Raw genomic sequence first — 19,309 nt, 5'->3', positions numbered from 1 at the left:
CCTCGGCGTCTCAGGACGCGGTGCACGTCGGCAGGTCGGCGGTGTCGCCCGCGCGGATGTCCTTCAGGGCGTCCAGGGCGTCGTCGATCGTGCCGACCTTCACCAGGGTGAGGCCGTCGGGGGTGTCCTTGGCGGCGGCGGCGCAGTTGTCGGCGGGCGTGAGGAAGTACTCGGCGCCCTTGTCTCGCGCGCCGACCGTCTTCATCTCGATGCCGCCGATCGGCCCGACCTTGCCCTCGTCGTCGATGGTGCCGGTGCCCGCGACGAACGAACCGCCGGTGATGCTGCCGGGGGTGAGCTTGTCGTAGATGCCGAGCGCGAACATCAGTCCGGCGCTCGGGCCGCCGACGTCGGCGAGCTTGATGTCGACGGTGAACGGGAAGGTGTGGTCGGTCCCCGCCGAGATGCCGACGACGGCGCGCTTCTCTCCGGCGTCGTCGGAGGCCCGGGTGGTGATGGTGACCTTCTCGGTCTTCGCCGCCGTCCGCTTCTCCTTCTCGGCGGCGGCCTGCTCCTTGGCGGGCACGATGGTGAAGACGACGTCCTCGCCCGGCCGGTGCTCGGTCACCAGGTCGGCGACGTCGGAGGGCTCCTTGACCGGTTGGCCGTCGACGGCCTTGATCACGTCGCCCGCGTGCAGCTTGCCCTCGGCGGGCGCGTCCTTGACGACCGTGGAGACGATCACCCAGGACTTCACCGGGACGTCCAGTTCCTTCAGCGCCGCCACCTTGGCGCTCTCCTGGGACTGGCTGAACTCCTCGGCGTTCTCCTGGGTCGACTCCTCCTCCGTCTTGCCGTCCGGGTAGAGGGTGTCGTGCGGGACGACCTTGGTGTCGTGCGCGAGCCAGCCGTACACGGCCTCGACCAGGTTCATCCGGTAGTCGGCGCTGGTGACCCGCACTGTGGTCATGTTGAGGTGACCGTCCGTCGGGTAGGTCTTGCGCCCGGCGATCTGGAGCACCGGCTCGCCGTCGTGCTCGCCCAGTGTGTTCACCGTCGGCCCCGGCGACATCTCCGCGTAGGGCACGGGGATGAAGACTCCCGCGCACAGGAGCGCGATCAGCATCAGGGTGGAGGCGAGCATCGTCGCCGTACGGCGTGGCATGCCACGACAGTACGGGACGGACCTGTCAGCGCACCGTCAGGGCCGCCCGGTCGAGCGGCCCCGGCCCCGCGTCCGTCCCGGCCTGCGGTGTGCGGGCTCAGCCGCTCGTCCGCTCCTTCTCCATCGCCTCACGGAAACGGGCGTAACCGATGAGTTCGGGACCGTCGCTGCGCACCTTGCGGGTCCGGTTGGCCCAACTGCCCCACAGTCCCGCTCCGACCGCGGCCACCAGCGGAATCAGCAACCAGGCAAGCGCCGCCATGCCGGCCTCCCATCCCCATGAGCGTCCGCAACACTGACTGATCAGCAGATTAACCATCCGCAGTGACAACGCTCACCTCAGGGGTGCGGTTACGCAACCGCACGGCAAAGGCGTGCTGCGCGGGAAGGGAAGGCGTGCTAGACGCCGACCCATTCCTCCGTGCCGTCGGAGAAGCGCTGGTGCTTCCAGATGGGCACGCCGTGCTTGATGTCGTCGACGAGCCGGCGGCAGGCCTCGAACGCCTCGCCCCGGTGGGCGCACGACACGGCGGCGACCACGGCGAGGTCCCCGACCCGCAGATCCCCCACCCGGTGGGCCGCGGCCAGGGCCCGCACGGGGAAGTCCGCGGCGACCTTCTCCGCGATCCGCCGCATCTCCTCCTGGGCGCTCGGATGGCAGGAGTAGCCCAGCTCGTCCACGTCGGCGCCGCCGTCGTGGTTGCGCACGGTCCCCACGAAGAGCGCCGTGCCGCCGGCCGCGTCGTCGCCGACCGCGCGCAGGATCTCGTCCACCGACAGCGCGGTGTCACGGATCGCGATCAGCTTGATCGGGTCCTGGGCGGGCTGCTCACCGGGGTGGTCCGTCACGGGTGCCATGCCTCCATCGTGCCCCACCCCGCCGACAGTGCGGAACAGCCGGATCGCCCATGACGCGCGCGTGGTGCTTCGGAGGGTTCTCCAAGGAGACGCCTCCGCGGGGGCCGGGCCGCGGTCAGATCCGGCGGCGCACCTTCCGTGCCCGGCGCACCACCGCCGCCGCCCCGAGCAGCGCGACCGTCGCGCCCGCCGCGCCAGCGGCAGTCGCGTCCTTGCGGCCCAGCCGGCGGCCCGCGACCGTGTGCCGTCCGGACACCTCGTCGAGCAGCTGCGCGAGCACCTCCTCGTTGGTGTACGCGGGACGCCACCCGGCGTCGTGCAGCCTGCTGCCGCTGACCACCCACGGGTACATCGTGTACGCCAGGTCTCCGGCCGGGGACGGGGTGAGCCCGATGCGGTGCAGCCGGGCCGCCGCGCCGAGCGCCACCGCCGACGGCAGCTCCATCCGCCGGATGCCGCTGAGCTCCTCGACCTCCTCCTGTTCCAGCCAGCCGTCGCAGCCCACGGCCAGCTCGCCGTCGACCTTCTCCAGCACGGCGTACTCCAGGGCGCTGCACAGGTCGTCGACGTGGCAGAACTGCCAGGCCGGCCGGGAACCGGCCACCACCAGCAGCCGTGGCGACTCGAAGTACCTGGTCAGCGCGGTGTCGGTGCCGCCGACCAGCACGGCGGGCCGCACCACGGTGACGTTGAGCCCGGGGTGCGCGCGGGGCGCCCTGCGGGCCAGCCGCTCGATCTCCAGGAGGTCGCCGACGCCCGTGGCCTCGGCAGTGGCGCGCAGCTCCGCGTCCTCGGACAGCGGCAGCTCGTTGTCGGGCAGCGCCCCGTAGACCATGGTCGAGGTGCACAGCACGACCCGGTGCACTCCGGCGGCGGCGGCCGCGGTGAGCACGGTCTGCGTGCCGCGCACGTTGTAGGCCGTACGGGCGGCCGCGTCGGTCTCCAGGTCCAGGTCGAGGGCCAGGTGGACGACTACGTCGGCCCCGCGCAGCCGGTCCGCGATCGCGGGGTCGCGGACGTCCAGGATGTGCCACTCGGCCTCGGCGCACTCGCCGCGCCGCTCGTCGATGGCGACGACCTGCTTGACCTCCTCCGACGCGGCGAGCCGCTCGGTGAGCAGGGCCCCGACGCCGGAGGCGGCACCGGTGACCGCCACGACGGGCCCGCGGGGCTGAGGACTGGTTGACTTGTTTCGCGCTGCGCGAACCTGCGGATCTGGGGAACTCACCGGGCGTCTCCAGCGGTTGTCTTCAGTACGAGCGCAAGCGACGCGTACGTACCAGGTGGCATCCATCCTGCCGCAGGCCTCCTGTCGGCGAAGCACCGAGGCCCGAACCGTCTCAGGTGTCTACGCTGGGTGGTGTTGTCGGGCAGCCGTGCCGCCGGAAAGAACCGGTGGCCCTACAAGCCGAGGAAACCCGTGAGTGACACCCCATTCGGATTCGGCCTTCCGCCGGAGGAGCCGGACGACGGCGACGAAGGCAAGAAGAAGGACCCGCAGGGCGGCGGTGGTCAGGGCCCGGCCAACCCGTTCGGCTTCGGCACGCCCGGGGCGGGCGGCTTTGGCGGCTCCGGCGCGGACAATCCGTTCGCCGCGATGTTCGGGTCGATGAACCCGGGCGATCTGGGCGCCGCGTTCCAGCAGCTCGGCCAGATGCTCTCCTACGAGGGCGGGCCGGTGAACTGGGACATGGCCAAGCAGATCGCCCGCCAGACGGTCGCCCAGGGCACCGCGCAGGGCTCCAAGGACGCCAGCGTCGGCCCCGCCGAGCGCAGGGCCGTGGAGGACGCCGTCCGGCTGGCCGACCTGTGGCTGGATGACGCCACCTCCCTGCCGTCCGGTGCGAACTCCGCGCTGGCCTGGAGTCGCGCGGAGTGGGTCGAGGCGACCCTGCCGGCGTGGCGGGAGCTGGTCGACCCGGTCGCCGAGCGCGTCGGGAACGCCATGGGCGACGTCCTGCCGGAGGAGATGCAGGCCATGGCCGGCCCGCTGATCGGCATGATGCGCTCCATGGGCGGCGCCATGTTCGGCACGCAGATCGGCCAGGCCGTCGGCGTGCTCGCCGGCGAGGTCGTCGGCTCGTCCGACATCGGCCTGCCGCTGGGTCCGGCCGGCAAGGCCGCGCTGCTGCCGCTGAACATCGAGACCTTCGGCAAGGACCTGGGCGTCCCACAGGAGGAGGTGCGGCTGTACCTCGCCCTGCGCGAGGCCGCCCACCAGCGCCTCTTCGCGCACGTCCCGTGGCTGCGGTCGCACCTGTTCGGCGCGGTCGACGGCTACGCCCGCGGCATCAAGGTCGACACCGGCAAGCTGGAGGACGTGGTCGGCCAGTTCGACCCGCAGAACCCGGAGCAGCTGCAGGAGGCGCTCCAGCAGGGCATGTTCCAGCCGGAGGACACGCCCGAGCAGAAGGCGGCCCTGGCCCGTCTGGAGACGGCCCTGGCACTCGTCGAGGGCTGGGTGGACGCGGTCGTGCACGCGGCGGCCAAGCCGCGGCTGTCGTCGGCGGACGCGCTGCGGGAGACGCTGCGCCGCCGCCGTGCCTCGGGCGGTCCTGCCGAGCAGACGTTCGCCACGCTGATCGGCCTGGAGCTGCGTCCGCGCCGGCTGCGCGACGCCTCTCGCCTGTGGGCCTCGCTCACCGACGCGCGCGGGGTGGACGGCCGGGACGCGCTGTGGGCGCACCCGGACATGCTGCCGACGGCGACCGACCTGGACGACCCGGACGGTTTTGTGCACCGGGAGCAGATCGACTTCTCCGAGTTGGACAAGATGCTCGGCGAGGCCGCCGACAAGCCCGACCTGCGCAAGAAGGACGCCGGGGAGGCCAAGGACGCGGACGCCGCGGACAAGGACGGCAAGGACGACGAAGGCAAGGGCGACAGCACCGAGTGAGCCTCCACGACGACGCGGTGCTGGTCCTCAAGGCGTACGAGGGCCAGACCGATCTGAGGGACGCGTACCTGGAGCATCTGGCCGCGCATCCGGACGGCCTGTGGAAGGCATGCGGGGCCGGGCATCTCACGGCGAGCGCGCTGGTGGTCGACCCCGAGCGCGGCAGGGTGCTGCTGACCCTGCACCGGAAGCTGCGGATGTGGCTCCAGATGGGCGGCCACTGCGAGCCCGGTGACGCCACCCTCGCGGCGGCGGCGCTGCGGGAGGCGACCGAGGAGTCCGGCGTCGCGGATCTGACGCTGCTCCCGGGCGGTCCCGTGCGGCTGGACCGGCACCCCGTCCCGCCGCCCTGCCACTGCCACTTCGACGTGCAGTACGCGGCCCTGGCCACGCCGGACGCCGTGCACGCGGTCAGCGACGAGTCCCTGGACGTGCGCTGGTTCCCGTACGACGAGGTGCCGGAGGTGGCGGACGACTCGGTCGTACGGCTGCTCGACGCCACGCGCACGAGGCTCGACATCTGAGACGGGCGAAGGGGCCGCGCCCTTCCGTGGGTACGGCCCCTGCGTGCGTGCGGGGGGGGTCAGCTCCAGACGTTGCCCTGGTTCTGCCCGCGGGCGCCCTGCTGGCCCATGCCGTACTGCGCGGCGAGGCCGCCGCCGATCTGGGCGTTCTGCGGAGGCAGCAGTTCACTCGGCTGGACCAACGCGAACCCGTTGCCCATGAAACTGAGCTCCCAGCCCTCGCCGGTGTTGCCGCGGCGCCGCCACACCCCGGAGGAGTGCGTCTGGGCCTGCATCTGCACCCGCAGTGACGTGGACCAGGCGACGATGGCGTCCGCGTCGCAGTTGACGTACTTGTCCGGCGTCACCTGGAGCAGCAGCGGCATGCCCGAGGTCATCAGCGCGACCTTGCCCCGGCCGGTGATGTTGAGCTGGTACTTCCCCGAGCCGGAAATGCCGTAGAGGCTGTCGACGGCGATGACCTCGTGGTGCAGCGAGGAGTCCATCGCCAGGACGTAGCTGCTGTCGACCGTCAGGCCGTCCTGCTCGACGTCCATGATGTGGATGCGCTGGGCGAGGTTGGCGAGGTAGACGGTGCCCTGCCCGTGGCAGCGCATCAGGTCCAGGCCCTCGCCGGTGTGCGCCCGCGCGCGGGACTGCTGGTTGCTCTGGTACTCGGCGTCGAACTCGACGAGACCCTGGTAGGCGACCATGGCGCCCTTGCGGGCGAGGATGTCGTCGGTCGCTTCGAGGGCGACCCGGAGCATCTGCCCGTTCTGCAGGCTCCAGCGGTCCTGGGTCTGCTGCTCGTTGTGCGCGAAAAGCGGACTCTGCATGGTGTGCTGTTCCCCCTCAGCCCCGGACCCGGAGGCGGTCGGTGCTGTCCTCACTGGGCTGGACGACGACGATGCCCTGACCGGAGAAGGCCATCTGGTAGGCCTCGCCGCTGCCGCGGCCGATCAGCGACTGGGCGCGGAAGCTGCGCTTGCCCTTCACCTTGAGGTTCGGGGACCAGGCGACCAGCGCGTCCGGGTCGACGTACGTCTCGTCCTCGCCGCCTCCGCAGTCGACGACGATGGGCTTGCCGCGCGAGGTCAGCGCGACCCAGCCCTGGCCGGAGATCTTGGTGTTCCACAGGCCCTGCCCGGCGAACTTCGCCAGGCCCTTGACCCGCTCCACGCCCCAGGTGAGGTGCGCGTCGAAGGCGAGCAGGTTGGTGGCGTTGACGGAGATGCCCTCGCCGTTGAGGTTGATCACGACGACGTTGGCGCCGTAGTCGGCCAGGTAGAGCAGGCCGTCGCCGGAGCACTTCATCAGAGGCGCCCCCTCCCCGGTGAGCCAGTCCTTGGCGATCTGGCGGACGGCGGACGGGTTGGGCTCGTACTGGACGAAGCCCTCGTAGGCGACCATCGAGCCGACGCGCGCGAAGAGGTCGTGCCCGGTCTGCATGGCGACCTTCAGCATGTGGTTGCCGTGGTTCTCCATGCGGGCGGTGACGGGTGCGGGGGCGTAGCCCGCGAGTGGCTGGTTCATGACGGGCTCCCTCAGATCTCGTACGGCTGGACGACGATGAAGTTGCCGGGCGCTCCCCGGAACTGCAGGTTCACGCTCTCGCCCGTGGCGCCCGGGTAGGAGTTGCGGCGCATCCGCACCTGGCTGGAGACGACCACCTGGGCGGCGGCCGACCAGGCCACGACGGCGTTGGCGTCGGCGAACGTGGTGGGCGTGACCGGCAGCACCACGGGGATGCCGTGCGTCTTCACGACGATCGTGCCGGTGCCCTGGAACTGCATCGTGAACAGCGCGCCGCCGGGGATGCCGTGCCCCTCGATACGGCGGACCTCGTACTGGAGGCCCTCGTCGAAGGCGAGGACGTTCTCCGCGGAGACGCACACGGCGTCACCCTGGAGCTCGATCGGGTGCAGCATCGTGGAGTTCTCGGCGAAGAACACCTGCCCCTGGCCGGTGCAGCGCATCAGCTGCATCTCCTGGCCGGTGGCGTTGCCGACGATGCGGCCGGTGAAGCCGGCGCCCTTGTAGCTGAAGTCGACCTTGCCCTGGTAGAGCACCATGCTGCCCTGGCGGGCCAGCACGGGCGTGCCGCCGATGCCCAGGTCGGCGCGGACCAGTTTCTTGTTCTGCTGGGTCCAGCGCTGTCCGGTGGGCGTCTCCTTGAACTGCTGGAGCGCGCCGAGCACGCCGGGCGCCTGCGGTGCGCCCTGAGGCATGCCCTGGGGTGCGCCGTAGGGGGCCTGCTGATGGGGCATCTGGCCCGGCGGCATCTGTCCGGGCGGGGGCTGCTGTCCGTAGCCGGGCGGCGGGGCGGGCGCCTGCGGGGCGGCGGGCGGCATGCCGTAGCCGGGCGGAGGCGCGGGGGCCTGCGGCGCGGCCGGGGGCAGGCCGTAGCCCGGCGGCGGGGCAGGGGCCTGCGGCGGGGCGGGCGGCTGTCCGTACCCCGGGGGCGGCGGGGGCGTCTGGCCGCCGTGAGGAGCGGGAGCCGGGGCCGGGGGCGGCACCGGCGAGCCTCCGGGCGGGGTCTGCATGGGCGCCACGATGGTCGGTGCGGAGTGCACCGGCGGCGCGGCGGGGGCGGGGGCCGGCGGGGGCGCGAAGCCCTGGGCGGGCTGCGGCGCGGGCGCCGGACCGGGGATCGGCGCGCTGCCTCCGGGGGCGCCGAACGCGGGCGGCGCGGCGGCCTGCGCGGGCGGGGCGAAACCGGGTGCGGCCTGCGGGGCCTGCGGCTGCGGGGCCTGCTGCGGCTCGGACGCCGCGGGCTCGTCCTCGGCCACCTCGCCGCCGAAGTTCCGCAGGAGCGCGTCGAGACCGCCGTCGAAGCCCTGTCCGACGGCGGCGAACCGCCACACGTCCTTGAAGTAGAAGTCGCCGAGCATCACGGCCCGCTCGGTGGTGAACTCCGAGCCGTTGAACGGGTACCGCGCCACTTCCTCGCCGCCGGCGACGATACGGATGTACCCGGGACCGATCTGCGACATCTGCCCGGCGCCGTCGATGGTCGCCGTGAAGGAGAGCTTCTTGATCTGCTGCGGGATCCGGTCCAGCGTCACGCGGAAGGACTCCGTGTCGCCCGCCTGGGCGCCCAGCAGCTGGATGGACTCCTCGGGGGACTTCGGCTGGTTGTAGAAGATGAAGTACCGGTCGTCGGAGAGCCGTTCGTCGGCGTCGAGTCCGAAGCAGCTGATGTCGAAGCTGAGCCCCGGGCCGGCGATCTGTACCCCGACGTACAGGTCCGTGCCCGCGGTGAGGTCACTGATCCTGGCCTTGTGGCCGCGTTGGAATTCCCTGGCCATACGTACGACCGTCCCCCATCCCGAATGTGAGTGCGTCGCGCCAGGCTAACGGCAATCCCCGACAGCGGAAGAAGTCGGTACAGACCCGGTACACAACGCGCAGGAGCCCTCGCTCCGCGTCCGCACCGGGAGGCGTCCGGGGGTGCCGGTGCGGGGCGGTGTCACTCGTCCCGGGCGCCTGGGACGTGCGGCAGGCGCTCGGCCGCGACCACGCCCTCGAGGTAGCCGCGGGCCCGTTCGGTCCGCGGGTACGCCTCGAGGAGCCGCCAGAACCGGGGTCCGTGCCCCGGCACCAGAAGGTGCGCCAGCTCGTGGCAGAGCACGTAGTCGACGACGTACTCCGGCATGCCCTGGAGCCGGTGGGACAGCCGGATGCTCCCGTCGGAGGGGGTGCAGGAACCCCAGCGCGTGTTCTGGTTGGTCACCCAGCGCACCGAGCGGGGGCGGGCCCGCCCGTCGAAGTACTGCTCCGACAGGCGCCGCGCGCGCTCGGCCAGCTCGGCGTCCCCGAGGGTCCGTCTGCTCTCCTGGGCGGCGAGCTTGTCGAGCATGACGCGCACCCAGCGCTGCTCCTCCGCCTCGGACATGCGGGCGGGGATGAGCACGACGGTGCGATCGCCCTCGCGGTACGCGGAGACCGTCCGGCGTCGGCGGGCACTCCTGCGGACCTCGATCGCGCTCGCCCGTGAGCCGTCCGTCGGCTGGCTCTTCGCGCTGCGCTGAGACGTTCCGGCGCGGTGCAGTGGGTCGGCGGGCACGTCCCGACCGTACCCGCTGGACCGGGGGAAGTCCCGGCTCCGGGACGCTTCTCCGGCGATCCCGTCACCGAGCGCCGGATTTGTACGACAAATTCGGGCACCTGTGGACAACTCTCGACGTCCCCCCGGCGGACCCGGGCATGCTGGCAGCGCCGGCCGGGACCCGCGACGGGTCCGGGACGGCCGGTGAGCAGTGTCACGCCTGGTCGCCGATGGATCAGGCGCGTGTCAGGACAGACGGGGGTCAGTCATGCATCCGATGCTCAAGCCCGCTCTCAGGCGCGGCTGGCGCGACCGCAACACCGTGCAGTTCGGGATGACGCCGGCCCAGGCGCTCACCCTGGGCCCGGTGGACACGGCCACGGGCAGCCTGCTGGAGATGCTCGACGGCACGCGAGGCCTGGAGCTGCTGCGCGAGGAGGGCCGGCGCATGGAACTGCCCGACGGTCATGTCGACCGGCTGGTGCGGCGGCTGTCACGGGCGGGGCTGCTGGACGACTCCCGGGGCGGAGGGCCGGCCGCCGACGCCCTGCGCGGGAGACCCGAGGCGCTGGACAGGCTCCGCCCGGACTGGGCGTCGCTCGGCCTGACCACCGCCGGGCCGGGTGACCCGCTGCGCGTGCTGGCGGCGCGGCGGAGTATGCGAGTGCAGGTCAGAGGCGTGGGCCGGGTGGGCGCGACGGTGGCGGCGCTGCTGTCGGGAGCCGGCGTCGGCGAGGTCGAGGTGCGGGACGTCGGCCGGGTGGAGCCGTGGGACGTGGCGCCGGGCGGGCTGCCGGCCGACGCGGTCGGCGAGCGCAGGGAGGAGGCGGCCCGCCGCGTCGTACGCCGGTGCGCGCCGGACCGCTCTCCGCGCGGTTCGGTCCGCTCGCCCCTGGCCGGTGACGTCACCGGCCGCTCCCTGGTGGTGCTCGCCCCGCGGGACGACGTCGCCGTGCACGCGCCGGATCCGGTGTCGGCCGAACCGCTTCTGGTGTCGGGCACTCCGCATCTCCACGCCGGGGTGGTGGAGGGCACCGGTGTGGTGGGTCCACTCGTCCTGCCCGGCGAGTCGGCGTGCGCGGGCTGTCTCCAGGAGGACCGGATCGACCGGGACCCGGCGTGGCCGCGGCTGGTGGCCCAGTGGCGCTCGGGCCGGCAGCGCAGGGTGGGCGCCTGTGATCTCGCGCTCGCCGCGACGGTCGCGGGACTGGCCGCCACGCACGCGCTGGCCTTCCTCGACGGGCGGGTGCCGTCCAGCGCGGGCGCCCGCTGGGAGGTGTCCCTGCCTCAGCTGCACTGGCAGCCCCGGCCGCTCGTGCCGCACCGCCGCTGCCCCTGCGGAGCCGCGGGCACCGGCCCGGGCGCGGGTGACGGGGGCCCGGAGAAAGGTAAGGGAGAACACACCTCCGCCGACGGGGGGTCGCACGAGACAATGGCCGGGCACGGGCCGTCGAAGGAGTCACGCCGTCAGGCGGACGCGGAGCGGCCGGCAGGGACCTGGAGGGCGCATGTCTGATCTTCCCCGCAAGGCGGTCACCCGCACCGCCAAGCTGGCCGCGCTCCCGCTCGGCTTCGCCGGGCGGGCCACCTGGGGACTCGGCAAGCGGATCGTGGGCGAGTCCGCGGAGCTGGTCGGCCGGGAGCTCCAGCAGCGCACCGCCGACCAGCTGTTCAAGGTGCTGGGCGAGCTCAAGGGCGGCGCCATGAAGTTCGGCCAGGCCCTGTCCGTCTTCGAGTCGGCCCTGCCCGAGGAGGTCGCAGGACCCTACCGAGCCGCCCTGACCAAGCTTCAGGAGGCCGCCCCGCCGATGCCGACCCGCACGGTCCACGGGGTGCTGGCGGAGCGGCTGGGCGAGGACTGGCAGGAGCTGTTCCGGACGTTCGACGACAAGCCGGCCGCGGCGGCCTCCATCGGCCAGGTGCACCGGGCGGTGTGGCACGACGGCCGTGAGGTCGCGGTCAAGGTGCAGTACCCGGGCGCCGGTGAGGCCCTGCTGTCCGACCTCAACCAGCTGAGCCGTTTCGCCCGGCTGCTGGGGCCGCTGGTACCCGGCATGGACGTCAAGCCGCTCATCACGGAGCTCAAGGACCGGGTCTCCGAGGAACTGGACTACGGCCTGGAGGCGCAGGCGCAGCGGGCGCACGCGGAGGAGTTCGCCGGCGACCCGGACGTGGTCGTGCCGGACGTGGTGCACCAGTGCGACCAGGTGCTGGTCACCGAATGGATCGACGGCACCCCGCTGTCGGAGGTCATCGCGGACGGCACCGAGGAGCAGCGCGACCGGGCCGGACAGCTCCTGGCCCGTTTCCTCTTCTCCGGCCCCGCCCGCACGGGTCTGCTGCACGCCGACCCGCACCCGGGCAATTTCCGTCTGCTGCCCGGAGGCCCGGGCGGCGAGGACGACTGGCGCCTGGGCGTCCTGGACTTCGGCACGGTCGACCGGCTCCCGGGCGGGCTGCCCGCCCCCATCGGCGAGGCGCTGCGGATGACGCTGGACGGCGAGGCGGAGGCCGTCTACGAGATGCTCTGCGCGGAGGGCTTCGTCAAGGAATCCGTCGAGCTGGACCCCGACGCGGTCCTCGACTACCTGGAACCGATCATCGAGCCGGCGCGGGTCGAGGCGTTCACCTTCACCCGAGGCTGGATGCGCCGTCAGGCGGCACGGATAGCGGACGTCCGCTCCCCCGCCCACCAGTTGGCCAAGCAGCTCAACCTGCCGCCGGCCTATCTGCTGATTCACCGGGTCACGCTGAGCACCATCGGTGTGCTGTGCCAGCTCGGGGCGACGGTGCGGCTGCGGGACGAACTGGAGGACTGGCTGCCGGAGTTCGTCCCCGGGGAGCCGGGCGAGGAGGAGGAAGCGGCTCAGGCCTGAGCGCGCCCGGGCCGGCGTGCCCGAGTCCCGGCGGAGCCGGGGCGTTCACCACCACTGCGAGTCGAGGCGCCCCTCGATCGCGCGCAGGTTCTCCCGGGAGCAGCGCTCGCAGTAGTGCAGCCGGACGCCGTTCTCCACAGAGAGGGTCCAGGTCGGCGGCGGACCGTCGGCTCGGACATCGCAGCGGGCGCAGGCAAGCGGCTTGGACTCCGTGGCGGAGCCCTCGTCGTCGCCGTCGTGAGGACTGGTCACGCGGTGACGATAACGCTGTGCCGAGCGCGGCGCTTCCTCAACGCACCGCGGGGGCCGGTCCGTTCGCACGGACCGGCCCCCGCGGGGAAGATCAGGGCCTCCGGCTGGGGAGACCGTCGCTTCGGGCGGCGTGCCCTACTGCATGACCGCCATGGCGAGCGCCCGGCGGGCGCGCCGCGAGGCGCGCTCGGCCCGGCGCTGCATCCGGCGCGCGGTCAGCAGGCCGCTGGCCTGCCTCTCCCGCTGCGCCTCCCGCAGTCGGTCGTGCATATGCGCACGAGCCAGGGCTTCTGGGATGAGTTGCATCTCTCGGGTCCTGTTCTGGCGCGAGTCGTTCGCACCGCTGGTGGTGAAGTCTTCGGTCGCGGAGCCTGCGGGCTCGTGGGTGGACGGCGTCATCGGGGCCTGCTTCTGGGGGTCGTGCGTGAGGGGGCGGTCGATCGTTCCGGGGGTGTTCATGCCGAGACCGGGTTCTTGCGCGGGCGGCCACGCGGCCGCTTCCGGGCGACGACAACGCCCTGGACGAACAGCTCGCCACCCCAGACGCCCCAGGGCTCACGCCGCTCCTTGGCGCCGGCGAGGCAGGCCTCGACCAGCGGGCAGGTACGGCAGAGGGACTTGGCGTACTCGACGTCCGCGGGCGACTCGGCGAAGAAGACCTCCGGGTCGTAGGAGCGGCACGGGACGGGTACGCCGAGGTTCTCGATGGCGTCGTCGAGCGCGGTGAGCGCGGTGAGCGGAGTCAAGGTCGGGTCCTCCGTGGAGCCGGGCTTGGGGATCGTGTCGGAAGGCGGTACGGACGGGGCGTGCGCTTCGAGTTGCACGTCGGGTCTTCCTCGTCTGGTCGTTTCCGGCCGGTCGGCCGGGTGTGCGGCTGGTACCGGGTTCTTTTCTTGTCCCGAGGCGCCTTGTCCTGTCTCCCCGTTCGGGGCAAACAGAAGGGCCGCGGATCCCGGATGGGGTTCCGCGGCCCTGAAGGCGCCGGCCTGATAAATCAGGCTGGATCACTCCAGGGTTCTGGCCCACGGAAGGCCCACATCAGGTGGTGCTGCGTCGTCTGCTTCCGGAATCCGGCACCGGCCGCCGCAAAGGCATAGGCCTGCGCCTGTGCCACTACTGCTGCTTCCAGTGCCTTGGTCGGTCGCTCATCGCGCTCACGGACGACAAGGCCCGCGGGAGCGAGGGAGGACGCCGGACGGACGGCACGAATGCCGGACAGACCGGTGCCCTGGTTCGAGGCGCCGAGCATGCACAGGGAGACGGCCGAGCGATCGGTCAGTTTGACGCTGGTGCTGGTGTTGATGCTGATCACTGGACTCGCCTCCTCTCGGCGTCTGGGGGACCGGGCGAACCGGTCCGCGGATACGCAAGTACAACACGGAATCAGGGCCTCCGAGAAGGCCGCTGTCCCCGTGGCTAAGAACCTATGGGGATTCCCGGGGCATGCGCAAACTATTTTTCCGACGAGTTCGTATCAGTCCTGATCTTGTCCATCGGCGGGGTCCCGGCCCGCGCAGAGGGCCAGCACGTCGGCGCCGTAACGGCGCAGCTTGCGCATGCCCACCCCGGGAATGCGGGCCAGTTCGTGCGCGTCGTCGGGGGCCGCCTCGGCGATGGCGATCAGCGTCTTGTCGGTGAAGACGCAGAAGGCCGGCTGACCACTGCGTCGCGCCTGCTCGCCGCGCCACTCGCGCAGTCGCTCGTACAGCCCCTCGTCCATGTCGGAGGGGCAGTCCTCGCAGCGCATCAGTTTCATCTCGCCGCCGTCGGTCAGCGTGCGGCCGCAGACCCGGCAGCGAGCGGGCGTGCGCTGCCTGCGGCGCGGCGCCTGCTCGGGGCCCGCGGTGGCCGCCGCCGTCCAGGAGCCGCGCTCCACTCCGCCCGCTCCCGCAGCGCCCGCGCGGCCCGCGACGGCCTGCGAGCCGGGGCGCAGTCCGGCGAGGAAGCGGCTGGGGCGCCTGTTCGCGCGGCCGCCCGGGGAGCGGGCGAGCGCCCAGGAGAGGTGAAGGTGCTCACGGGCGCGGGTGACGCCGACATAGAGGAGACGGCGCTCCTCCTCGATCTGCTCGTCCGTCTTGGCGTAGGTGATCGGCATCATTCCTTCGGCGACGCCGACCAGGAAGACGACGTCCCACTCCAGGCCCTTGGCCGCGTGCAGCGAGGCGAGCGTGACGCCCTGGACCGTGGGGGCGTGCTGGGCGCCGGCCCGCTCGTCCAGTTCGACGACGAGGTCGGCGAGGGTGGCGCCGGCCTTGGCGGCGGCGAAGTCCTGGGCGAGATGCACCAGGGCGGCGAGGGACTCCCAGCTCTCGCGCACCGCGCCCGACCCGGCGGGCGGCTGGGGCGTCCAGCCCTTGCCGGAGAGCACGGCCCGCACCTGGGAGGGCAGGTCGGGGGCGTCGTCGAGGAGCGCGTCGTTGCCGCCGAAGCGGGCGGCGGCGCGCAGCGCGGTGATCGCGTTGCGCACCTCGGGACGGTCGAAGAACCGCTCGGCCCCGCGCAGCTGGTAGGGCACGCCCGCGTCGGCGAGGGCCTGCTCGTAGGTCTCGGACTGGGAGTTGGTGCGGAACAGGACGGCGATCTCGCTCGCCGGGACGCCCGAGCCGATCAGCTCGCGAATGCGGCGGGCGGCGCCCTCCGCCTCGGCGGGCTCGTCGGTGTACTCGGTGAAGACCGGCTCGGGTCCCGCGGGGCGCTGGGAGACCAGCTCGAGCCGGTGGTCGGCGGCTCGGCCCTTCGCCTGGGCGAGCAGACCGTTGGCCAGGCGGACCACCTGAGGGGTCGAACGGTAGTCGCGGACGAGCTTGACCACGGTGGCGCCCGGGTGGCGGACTCGGAAATCGAGCAGATGGTCCGGGGTCGCGCCGGTGAAGGAGTAGATGGTCTGGCTGGCGTCGCCGACCACGCACAGGTTCTCCCGGTCGCCGAGCCACAGCTCCAGCAGGCGCTGCTGGAGGGGGCTGACGTCCTGGTACTCGTCGACGACGAAGTGCTGGTACTGCGCCCGCACCTGCTCGGCGATGTCGGCCCGGTCCTGGAGGACGGCGACGGTGAGCAGCAGGACGTCCTCGAAGTCGATGACGGAGCGCTCGCGCTTGAGCTCCTCGTAGGCGGAGTAGAGCTGGGCGATCTCGGCGGGGTCACGGGGCGTCTCCCGGTCGGCCTTGGCGGCCGCGGCCGTGTATTCGGCGGGGACGGTCTGGGTGACCTTCGACCACTCGATCTCGGCGGTGACGTCCCGCAGCTCGCCCCGGTCGAGGCGGATCCGGCAGGCGGCGGCCGCGTCGGCGACCAGCTGGATCTTGCGGTCGACGAGCCGGGGCAGGGATCCGCCGACCGCCTTGGGCCAGAAGTACTGGAGCTGGCGCAGGGCCGCGGAGTGGAACGTCCGCGCCTGGACGCCCACGGCCCCGAGCTGGCGCAGCCGGCCGCGCATCTCCCCCGCCGCGCGGTTGGTGAACGTGACGGCGAGGACGCTGGAGGGCTGGAGGATCCCGGCGCGCACCCCGTAGGCGATGCGGTGGGTGATCGCCCTGGTCTTGCCGGTGCCGGCGCCCGCCAGCACGCACACCGGTCCGTGCAGCGCGGTCGCGACGGCGCGCTGCTCGGGGTCGAGACCTTCGAGCACCGCGTCGGCCGAGTCCGGGACCCGCGGGAAGAGGGTGGAGTGCGTTGCTGCTGTCACACCGCCATGCTGCCAGGTCGCCCGGGACAGGTGAGCCGGTTGTCCACAGGGAGGTGCTCGCGGTCGTACAAATGCGACAAGCGTCACGTCTCCGGCTTCAGGGGCCGGGGGACGGCGGGAATGCCTTCGCTTTCAAGTACGTTCCTCCGACAGACCGAGGACTTACCCGAGCCGCCGAAGGAGCGCGAGAGGCATGCAGGGCACTGTGACGATGTACAGCACCACGTGGTGCGGCTACTGCCGTCGGCTGAAGAGCCAGATGGACCGTGAGGGCATCGCGTACACCGAGATCAACATCGAGCAGGACCCCGAGTCGGCGGCCTTCGTGGAGAAGGCGAACGGCGGCAACCAGACGGTGCCCACCGTGCTGTTCCCCGACGGTTCGACGCTGACCAACCCCTCGCTCGCGCAGGTCAAGCAGAAGATCGGCGTCTGAGCGTCCCGCGGACGCACGAAGCGGGCGGCCGTCCCTCACGGGACCGGCCGCCCGCTTCGTCGTGTGCGGGGCGCCGGGCTCAGAAGGCGCTGCGGGTGGGCAGTTCCTCGCCGTACCACTGCTCGATCAGCCGGGCCGCGATGGAGATGCCGTAGGGCGGGAGCACCTCGCCGGACTCGAAGGCGGCGCGCAGTTCGTCGCGGGAGAACCAGCGGGCCTCGTGGATCTCGTCGCCGTCCACGGTGATCTCGGAGGAGGTGGCGTGGGCGACGAAACCGAGCATCAGGCTGGAGGGGAACGGCCAGGGCTGGCTGGCGACGTACTCGACCGCGCCGACAGCGATGCCGACCTCCTCGTGCACCTCGCGGCGCACCGACTGCTCGATGGCCTCGCCCGGCTCGACGAACCCCGCGAGCGTGGAGAACCGGCCCTCGGGCCAGTGGACCTGGCGGCCGAGCAGGATGCGGTCCTTGTCGTCGATCACCGACATGATCACCGCGGGGTCGGTGCGCGGGTAGTGCTCGGCGCCGCAGGCGGGGCAGCGGCGGATGTGGCCCGCTGCGGCGATGACGGTGCGCTCGCCGCAGCGCGAGCAGAAGCGGTGCAGCCGCTGCCAGTTCTCCAGCGCGACGGCGTGCACCATCAGGCCCGCCTCGCGCGGGGACAGCAGCAGCCCGGCCTCGCGCAGGCCCGCCGGGCGGGCGGAGTCGTCCATGCGGCCGGGCAGGGAGTCCTTCTGCAGGGCGAAGTAGCTGACGCCGTCCTCGTCGATGCCGAGGAAGTAGCGGTGGGCCTCGGTGAGCGGGGCCTCGAAGGTCGGGGTCATGACGAGTTCGGTGCGCCCGTCCGGTGTCTCGTCGATGAGGACCTGGCCGCCGGAGACCACGAAGCAGCGGGTCGAGGGGTGGCTCCACGCCGCGGCGAGCCATGCCTCGTCGAGCCGGTGGTGCGCGGCGCGGTCGATGCCGCTCGGGGCGGTGAGCGAGATGGGTCGGTCGGCGGTGTGGTCGGTCCTGGTGGTCACGGGTGCTTCCAACTCCCCCGGGGGAACGGATCGGGTCGCGGGCGGTCTGGCGGACGAGGGCGGGAGGGACCGGCTCCTGCGGGCGCAACGGTGGCGCGGCTCTTCCAGTGTGCCGCGCGCGGACGCCCGCTTCGGACGGCGCGGGTGGTCAGGGGGCGTGCCGCCAGTGCTCGGCGAGGTCGCCCCAGAGGTGGGCGCTGGTCTCGGCGCCCTTGAGCAGCAGGTCCAGCTCGACCTTCTCGTCGGGGGCGTGCCAGCCGTCGGACGGGACGGAGATGCCGAGGAAGAGCACGGGTGCGCCGAGGACGTCCTGGAGGTCGGCGGCCGGTCCGGAACCGCCCTCGCGGGTGAACAGCACAGGTGAGTCGAAGGCGCGGCCCATCGCGCGGACGACCGACTGGAGGGCGGGGTGGTCGAGTGGGGTGAGGCAGGGTCGGGTGGCCGGGCTGAAGCTGATCTCGTGCCGGACGCCCTCGGGCAGCCGGCCGGGCACCCAGGCGGCGACCGCGTCCCGGATGTGCACGGGGTCCTGACCCGCGACCAGCCGGAAGGACAGCTTCACCATCGCGGAGGACGGGATGATCGTCTTGCTGCCGGGGCCCTGGTAGCCACCGCCGATGCCGTTGACCTCGGCGGTGGGGCGGGCCCAGATGCGCTCGAGGGTGCTGTAGCCGGCCTCGCCGCCGGTGCCGTGCGACTTGGCGGTGCGCAGCCACCGCTCCTCGTCGAAGGGCAGCCGTGCGAAGAGCTCGCGTTCCTCGTCGGTGAGCTCGACGACGCCGTCGTAGAAGCCGGGGATCGCCACCCGGCCCTGCTCGTCGTGCAGGGCGGCGACCAGCCGGGCGGCCGCGGTGGCCGGGTTGGGGACCGCGCCGCCGAAGGAGCCGGAGTGGATGTCCTGGTCGGGTCCGTACAGGCGGATCTCGCACTCGGCGAGGCCGCGCATGCCGGTGCACACGGTCGGGGTGTCCTCGGCCCACATGCCGGTGTCGGAGACGATCACGGCGTCGGCGGCGAGCCGGTCCGCGTGCCGCTCGACGAGTTCCCGGAAGTGCGGGGAGCCGGACTCCTCCTCGCCCTCGATCAGCAGCTTGAGGTGGACGGCGGGGCTGGTGCGGCCGGTGGCGGCGAGGTGGGCGCGCACGCCCAGGGTGTGGAAGAAGACCTGGCCCTTGTCGTCGGCGGCGCCGCGCGCGTAGAGGCGGTTGCCGCGGACGACGGGCTCGAAGGGGTCGCTGTTCCAGCCGTCCTCGCGGGCGGCCGGCTGCACGTCGTGGTGGCCGTACACCAGGACGGTCGGCGCCCCTGGGTCGTCGCTGGGCCACTCGGCGTAGACGGCCGGGGCGCCGGGGGTGTCCCAGACCTCGGCGGCCGGGAAGCCGGTGTCCTTCAGGGCGGCGACCAGCCAGTCGGCGCTGCGGCGCACGTCGGGGGCGTGATCGGGCTGGGCCGAGACGGACGGGATGCGGAGCCACGCGGAGAGGTCGTCGAGGAACGCCGTGCGGTGGTCTGCGATGTACGTACGGACGGCGTCGACGGCATTGTCAACGTGCTGGCTCATGTCTACGAGCCTATCGGCACGCGGGGGTGTCCTCGGAGTGCGGTATCTCACCGTGCGACGTGCGG

20 protein-coding genes are annotated in these 19,309 nt (G+C 72.5%); 5 read left to right on the top strand and 15 right to left on the bottom strand.

Annotated features, from left to right (window positions below):
• Nucleotides 1–10: 10 nt before the first annotated feature.
• The 4 genes from MTR79_RS05555 to MTR79_RS05540 all read right to left on the bottom strand — a co-directional run bounded on the left by MTR79_RS05555 (nt 11) and on the right by MTR79_RS05540 (nt 3,191).
• Nucleotides 11–1,105: a PDZ domain-containing protein gene (locus MTR79_RS05555; RefSeq protein WP_086701707.1), complete on the bottom strand. Its 1,095-nt coding sequence runs from the start codon at nt 1,103–1,105 to the stop codon at nt 11–13.
• Between the two features lie 97 nt (nt 1,106–1,202).
• On the bottom strand, nt 1,203–1,367 hold the full coding sequence (locus MTR79_RS05550) for a hypothetical protein (protein ID WP_189364244.1): 165 nt from the start codon (nt 1,365–1,367) through the stop codon (nt 1,203–1,205).
• 137 nt (nt 1,368–1,504) lie between these two features.
• On the bottom strand, nt 1,505–1,963 hold the full coding sequence (locus tag MTR79_RS05545; protein WP_048455713.1) for a molybdenum cofactor biosynthesis protein MoaE: 459 nt from the start codon (nt 1,961–1,963) through the stop codon (nt 1,505–1,507).
• Between the two features lie 115 nt (nt 1,964–2,078).
• Entirely contained in the window at nt 2,079–3,191 is a 1,113-nt protein-coding gene (locus MTR79_RS05540) for an SDR family oxidoreductase (RefSeq protein ID WP_086701708.1), read from the bottom strand.
• 192 nt (nt 3,192–3,383) lie between these two features.
• On the opposite strand from MTR79_RS05540, the gene MTR79_RS05535 reads away from it, so the two are divergent.
• Both MTR79_RS05535 and MTR79_RS05530 read left to right on the top strand, forming a co-directional pair.
• Nucleotides 3,384–4,859: a zinc-dependent metalloprotease gene (locus MTR79_RS05535; protein ID WP_244789425.1), complete on the top strand. Its 1,476-nt coding sequence runs from the start codon at nt 3,384–3,386 to the stop codon at nt 4,857–4,859.
• Complete coding sequence (locus MTR79_RS05530; RefSeq protein WP_189364246.1) at nt 4,856–5,383, top strand: NUDIX hydrolase; 528 nt, start codon at nt 4,856–4,858, stop codon at nt 5,381–5,383. The genes MTR79_RS05535 and MTR79_RS05530 overlap by 4 nt, the downstream gene beginning before the upstream one ends.
• A 59-nt stretch (nt 5,384–5,442) precedes the next feature.
• Here MTR79_RS05530 and MTR79_RS05525 read toward each other — a convergent pair whose 3' ends face one another.
• The 4 genes from MTR79_RS05525 to MTR79_RS05510 form a co-directional block, all read right to left on the bottom strand.
• Nucleotides 5,443–6,198, bottom strand: coding sequence for an AIM24 family protein (locus MTR79_RS05525; protein ID WP_244789422.1), 756 nt, complete (start codon nt 6,196–6,198; stop codon nt 5,443–5,445).
• Between the two features lie 16 nt (nt 6,199–6,214).
• On the bottom strand, nt 6,215–6,895 hold the full coding sequence (locus tag MTR79_RS05520) for an AIM24 family protein (protein WP_048455718.1): 681 nt from the start codon (nt 6,893–6,895) through the stop codon (nt 6,215–6,217).
• Nucleotides 6,896–6,906: 11 nt separating this feature from the next.
• Nucleotides 6,907–8,670, bottom strand: a complete 1,764-nt coding sequence (locus MTR79_RS05515) for a TerD family protein (protein WP_244789420.1) — start codon at nt 8,668–8,670, stop codon at nt 6,907–6,909.
• A 161-nt stretch (nt 8,671–8,831) separates the two neighbouring features.
• Entirely contained in the window at nt 8,832–9,428 is a 597-nt protein-coding gene (locus MTR79_RS05510) for a M48 family metallopeptidase (RefSeq protein ID WP_033272092.1), read from the bottom strand.
• 250 nt (nt 9,429–9,678) lie between these two features.
• Between MTR79_RS05510 and MTR79_RS05505 the strand changes: the two genes are divergently transcribed.
• Both MTR79_RS05505 and MTR79_RS05500 read left to right on the top strand, forming a co-directional pair.
• Nucleotides 9,679–10,926 carry a ThiF family adenylyltransferase gene (locus MTR79_RS05505; protein WP_244789418.1) on the top strand — a complete coding sequence of 416 codons (1,248 nt, stop codon included), beginning with the start codon at nt 9,679–9,681 and terminating at the stop codon, nt 10,924–10,926.
• Nucleotides 10,919–12,286 (top strand): AarF/ABC1/UbiB kinase family protein, encoded by a 1,368-nt coding sequence (locus tag MTR79_RS05500; RefSeq protein WP_048455722.1) that lies wholly within the window; start codon nt 10,919–10,921, stop codon nt 12,284–12,286. The genes MTR79_RS05505 and MTR79_RS05500 overlap by 8 nt, the downstream gene beginning before the upstream one ends.
• 45 nt (nt 12,287–12,331) lie before the next feature.
• On the opposite strand, the gene MTR79_RS05495 is transcribed toward MTR79_RS05500, so the two are convergent.
• The 5 genes from MTR79_RS05495 to MTR79_RS05475 all read right to left on the bottom strand — a co-directional run bounded on the left by MTR79_RS05495 (nt 12,332) and on the right by MTR79_RS05475 (nt 16,223).
• Nucleotides 12,332–12,538 (bottom strand): hypothetical protein, encoded by a 207-nt coding sequence (locus MTR79_RS05495; RefSeq protein ID WP_244789416.1) that lies wholly within the window; start codon nt 12,536–12,538, stop codon nt 12,332–12,334.
• A gap of 135 nt (nt 12,539–12,673) precedes the next feature.
• Nucleotides 12,674–12,997 carry a hypothetical protein gene (locus tag MTR79_RS05490; RefSeq protein WP_048455724.1) on the bottom strand — a complete coding sequence of 108 codons (324 nt, stop codon included), beginning with the start codon at nt 12,995–12,997 and terminating at the stop codon, nt 12,674–12,676.
• Complete coding sequence (locus MTR79_RS05485) at nt 12,994–13,362, bottom strand: WhiB family transcriptional regulator (RefSeq protein WP_006134966.1); 369 nt, start codon at nt 13,360–13,362, stop codon at nt 12,994–12,996. Before MTR79_RS05485 ends, MTR79_RS05490 begins: the two co-directional genes overlap by 4 nt.
• A gap of 170 nt (nt 13,363–13,532) precedes the next feature.
• Nucleotides 13,533–13,850: a hypothetical protein gene (locus tag MTR79_RS05480; protein WP_086699451.1), complete on the bottom strand. Its 318-nt coding sequence runs from the start codon at nt 13,848–13,850 to the stop codon at nt 13,533–13,535.
• 162 nt (nt 13,851–14,012) lie between these two features.
• Nucleotides 14,013–16,223: an ATP-dependent DNA helicase UvrD2 gene (locus MTR79_RS05475; protein ID WP_244789414.1), complete on the bottom strand. Its 2,211-nt coding sequence runs from the start codon at nt 16,221–16,223 to the stop codon at nt 14,013–14,015.
• 193 nt (nt 16,224–16,416) lie between these two features.
• Between MTR79_RS05475 and MTR79_RS05470 the strand changes: the two genes are divergently transcribed.
• The gene (locus MTR79_RS05470) at nt 16,417–16,659 is read left to right on the top strand and encodes a mycoredoxin (protein WP_033272097.1); all 243 of its coding nucleotides are present in this window, start codon (nt 16,417–16,419) and stop codon (nt 16,657–16,659) included.
• A 79-nt stretch (nt 16,660–16,738) separates the two neighbouring features.
• Here MTR79_RS05470 and nudC read toward each other — a convergent pair whose 3' ends face one another.
• Both nudC and MTR79_RS05460 read right to left on the bottom strand, forming a co-directional pair.
• Nucleotides 16,739–17,683 (bottom strand): NAD(+) diphosphatase, encoded by a 945-nt coding sequence (gene nudC / locus MTR79_RS05465; RefSeq protein ID WP_189364251.1) that lies wholly within the window; start codon nt 17,681–17,683, stop codon nt 16,739–16,741.
• A gap of 148 nt (nt 17,684–17,831) precedes the next feature.
• Nucleotides 17,832–19,244, bottom strand: coding sequence for a dipeptidase (locus MTR79_RS05460; RefSeq protein WP_244789412.1), 1,413 nt, complete (start codon nt 19,242–19,244; stop codon nt 17,832–17,834).
• Between the last annotated feature and the right edge of the window lie 65 nt (nt 19,245–19,309).

This window comes from Streptomyces sp. BJ20 (genome assembly GCF_022869105.1).
Classification (GTDB): domain Bacteria; phylum Actinomycetota; class Actinomycetes; order Streptomycetales; family Streptomycetaceae; genus Streptomyces; species Streptomyces griseoincarnatus.
The sequence above is the reverse complement of the archived record's forward strand: the minus strand, read 5'-3'. Positions and strand labels throughout refer to the sequence as shown.

Bases quoted from the DNA above. Each gene is read 5' to 3' on its own strand.
- MTR79_RS05505 (WP_244789418.1), top strand. From the start codon at position 9,679: ATGCATCCGATGCTCAAGCCCGCTCTCAGGCGCGGCTGGCGCGACCGC.
- MTR79_RS05490 (WP_048455724.1), bottom strand. From the start codon at position 12,997: ATGAACACCCCCGGAACGATCGACCGCCCCCTCACGCACGACCCCCAG.
- MTR79_RS05545 (WP_048455713.1), bottom strand. From the start codon at position 1,963: ATGGCACCCGTGACGGACCACCCCGGTGAGCAGCCCGCCCAGGACCCG.
- MTR79_RS05555 (WP_086701707.1), bottom strand. From the start codon at position 1,105: ATGCCACGCCGTACGGCGACGATGCTCGCCTCCACCCTGATGCTGATC.
- MTR79_RS05525 (WP_244789422.1), bottom strand. From the start codon at position 6,198: ATGCAGAGTCCGCTTTTCGCGCACAACGAGCAGCAGACCCAGGACCGC.
- MTR79_RS05500 (WP_048455722.1), top strand. From the start codon at position 10,919: ATGTCTGATCTTCCCCGCAAGGCGGTCACCCGCACCGCCAAGCTGGCC.
- MTR79_RS05515 (WP_244789420.1), bottom strand. From the start codon at position 8,670: ATGGCCAGGGAATTCCAACGCGGCCACAAGGCCAGGATCAGTGACCTC.
- MTR79_RS05470 (WP_033272097.1), top strand. From the start codon at position 16,417: ATGCAGGGCACTGTGACGATGTACAGCACCACGTGGTGCGGCTACTGC.
- MTR79_RS05550 (WP_189364244.1), bottom strand. From the start codon at position 1,367: ATGGCGGCGCTTGCCTGGTTGCTGATTCCGCTGGTGGCCGCGGTCGGA.
- MTR79_RS05520 (WP_048455718.1), bottom strand. From the start codon at position 6,895: ATGAACCAGCCACTCGCGGGCTACGCCCCCGCACCCGTCACCGCCCGC.
- MTR79_RS05460 (WP_244789412.1), bottom strand. From the start codon at position 19,244: ATGAGCCAGCACGTTGACAATGCCGTCGACGCCGTCCGTACGTACATC.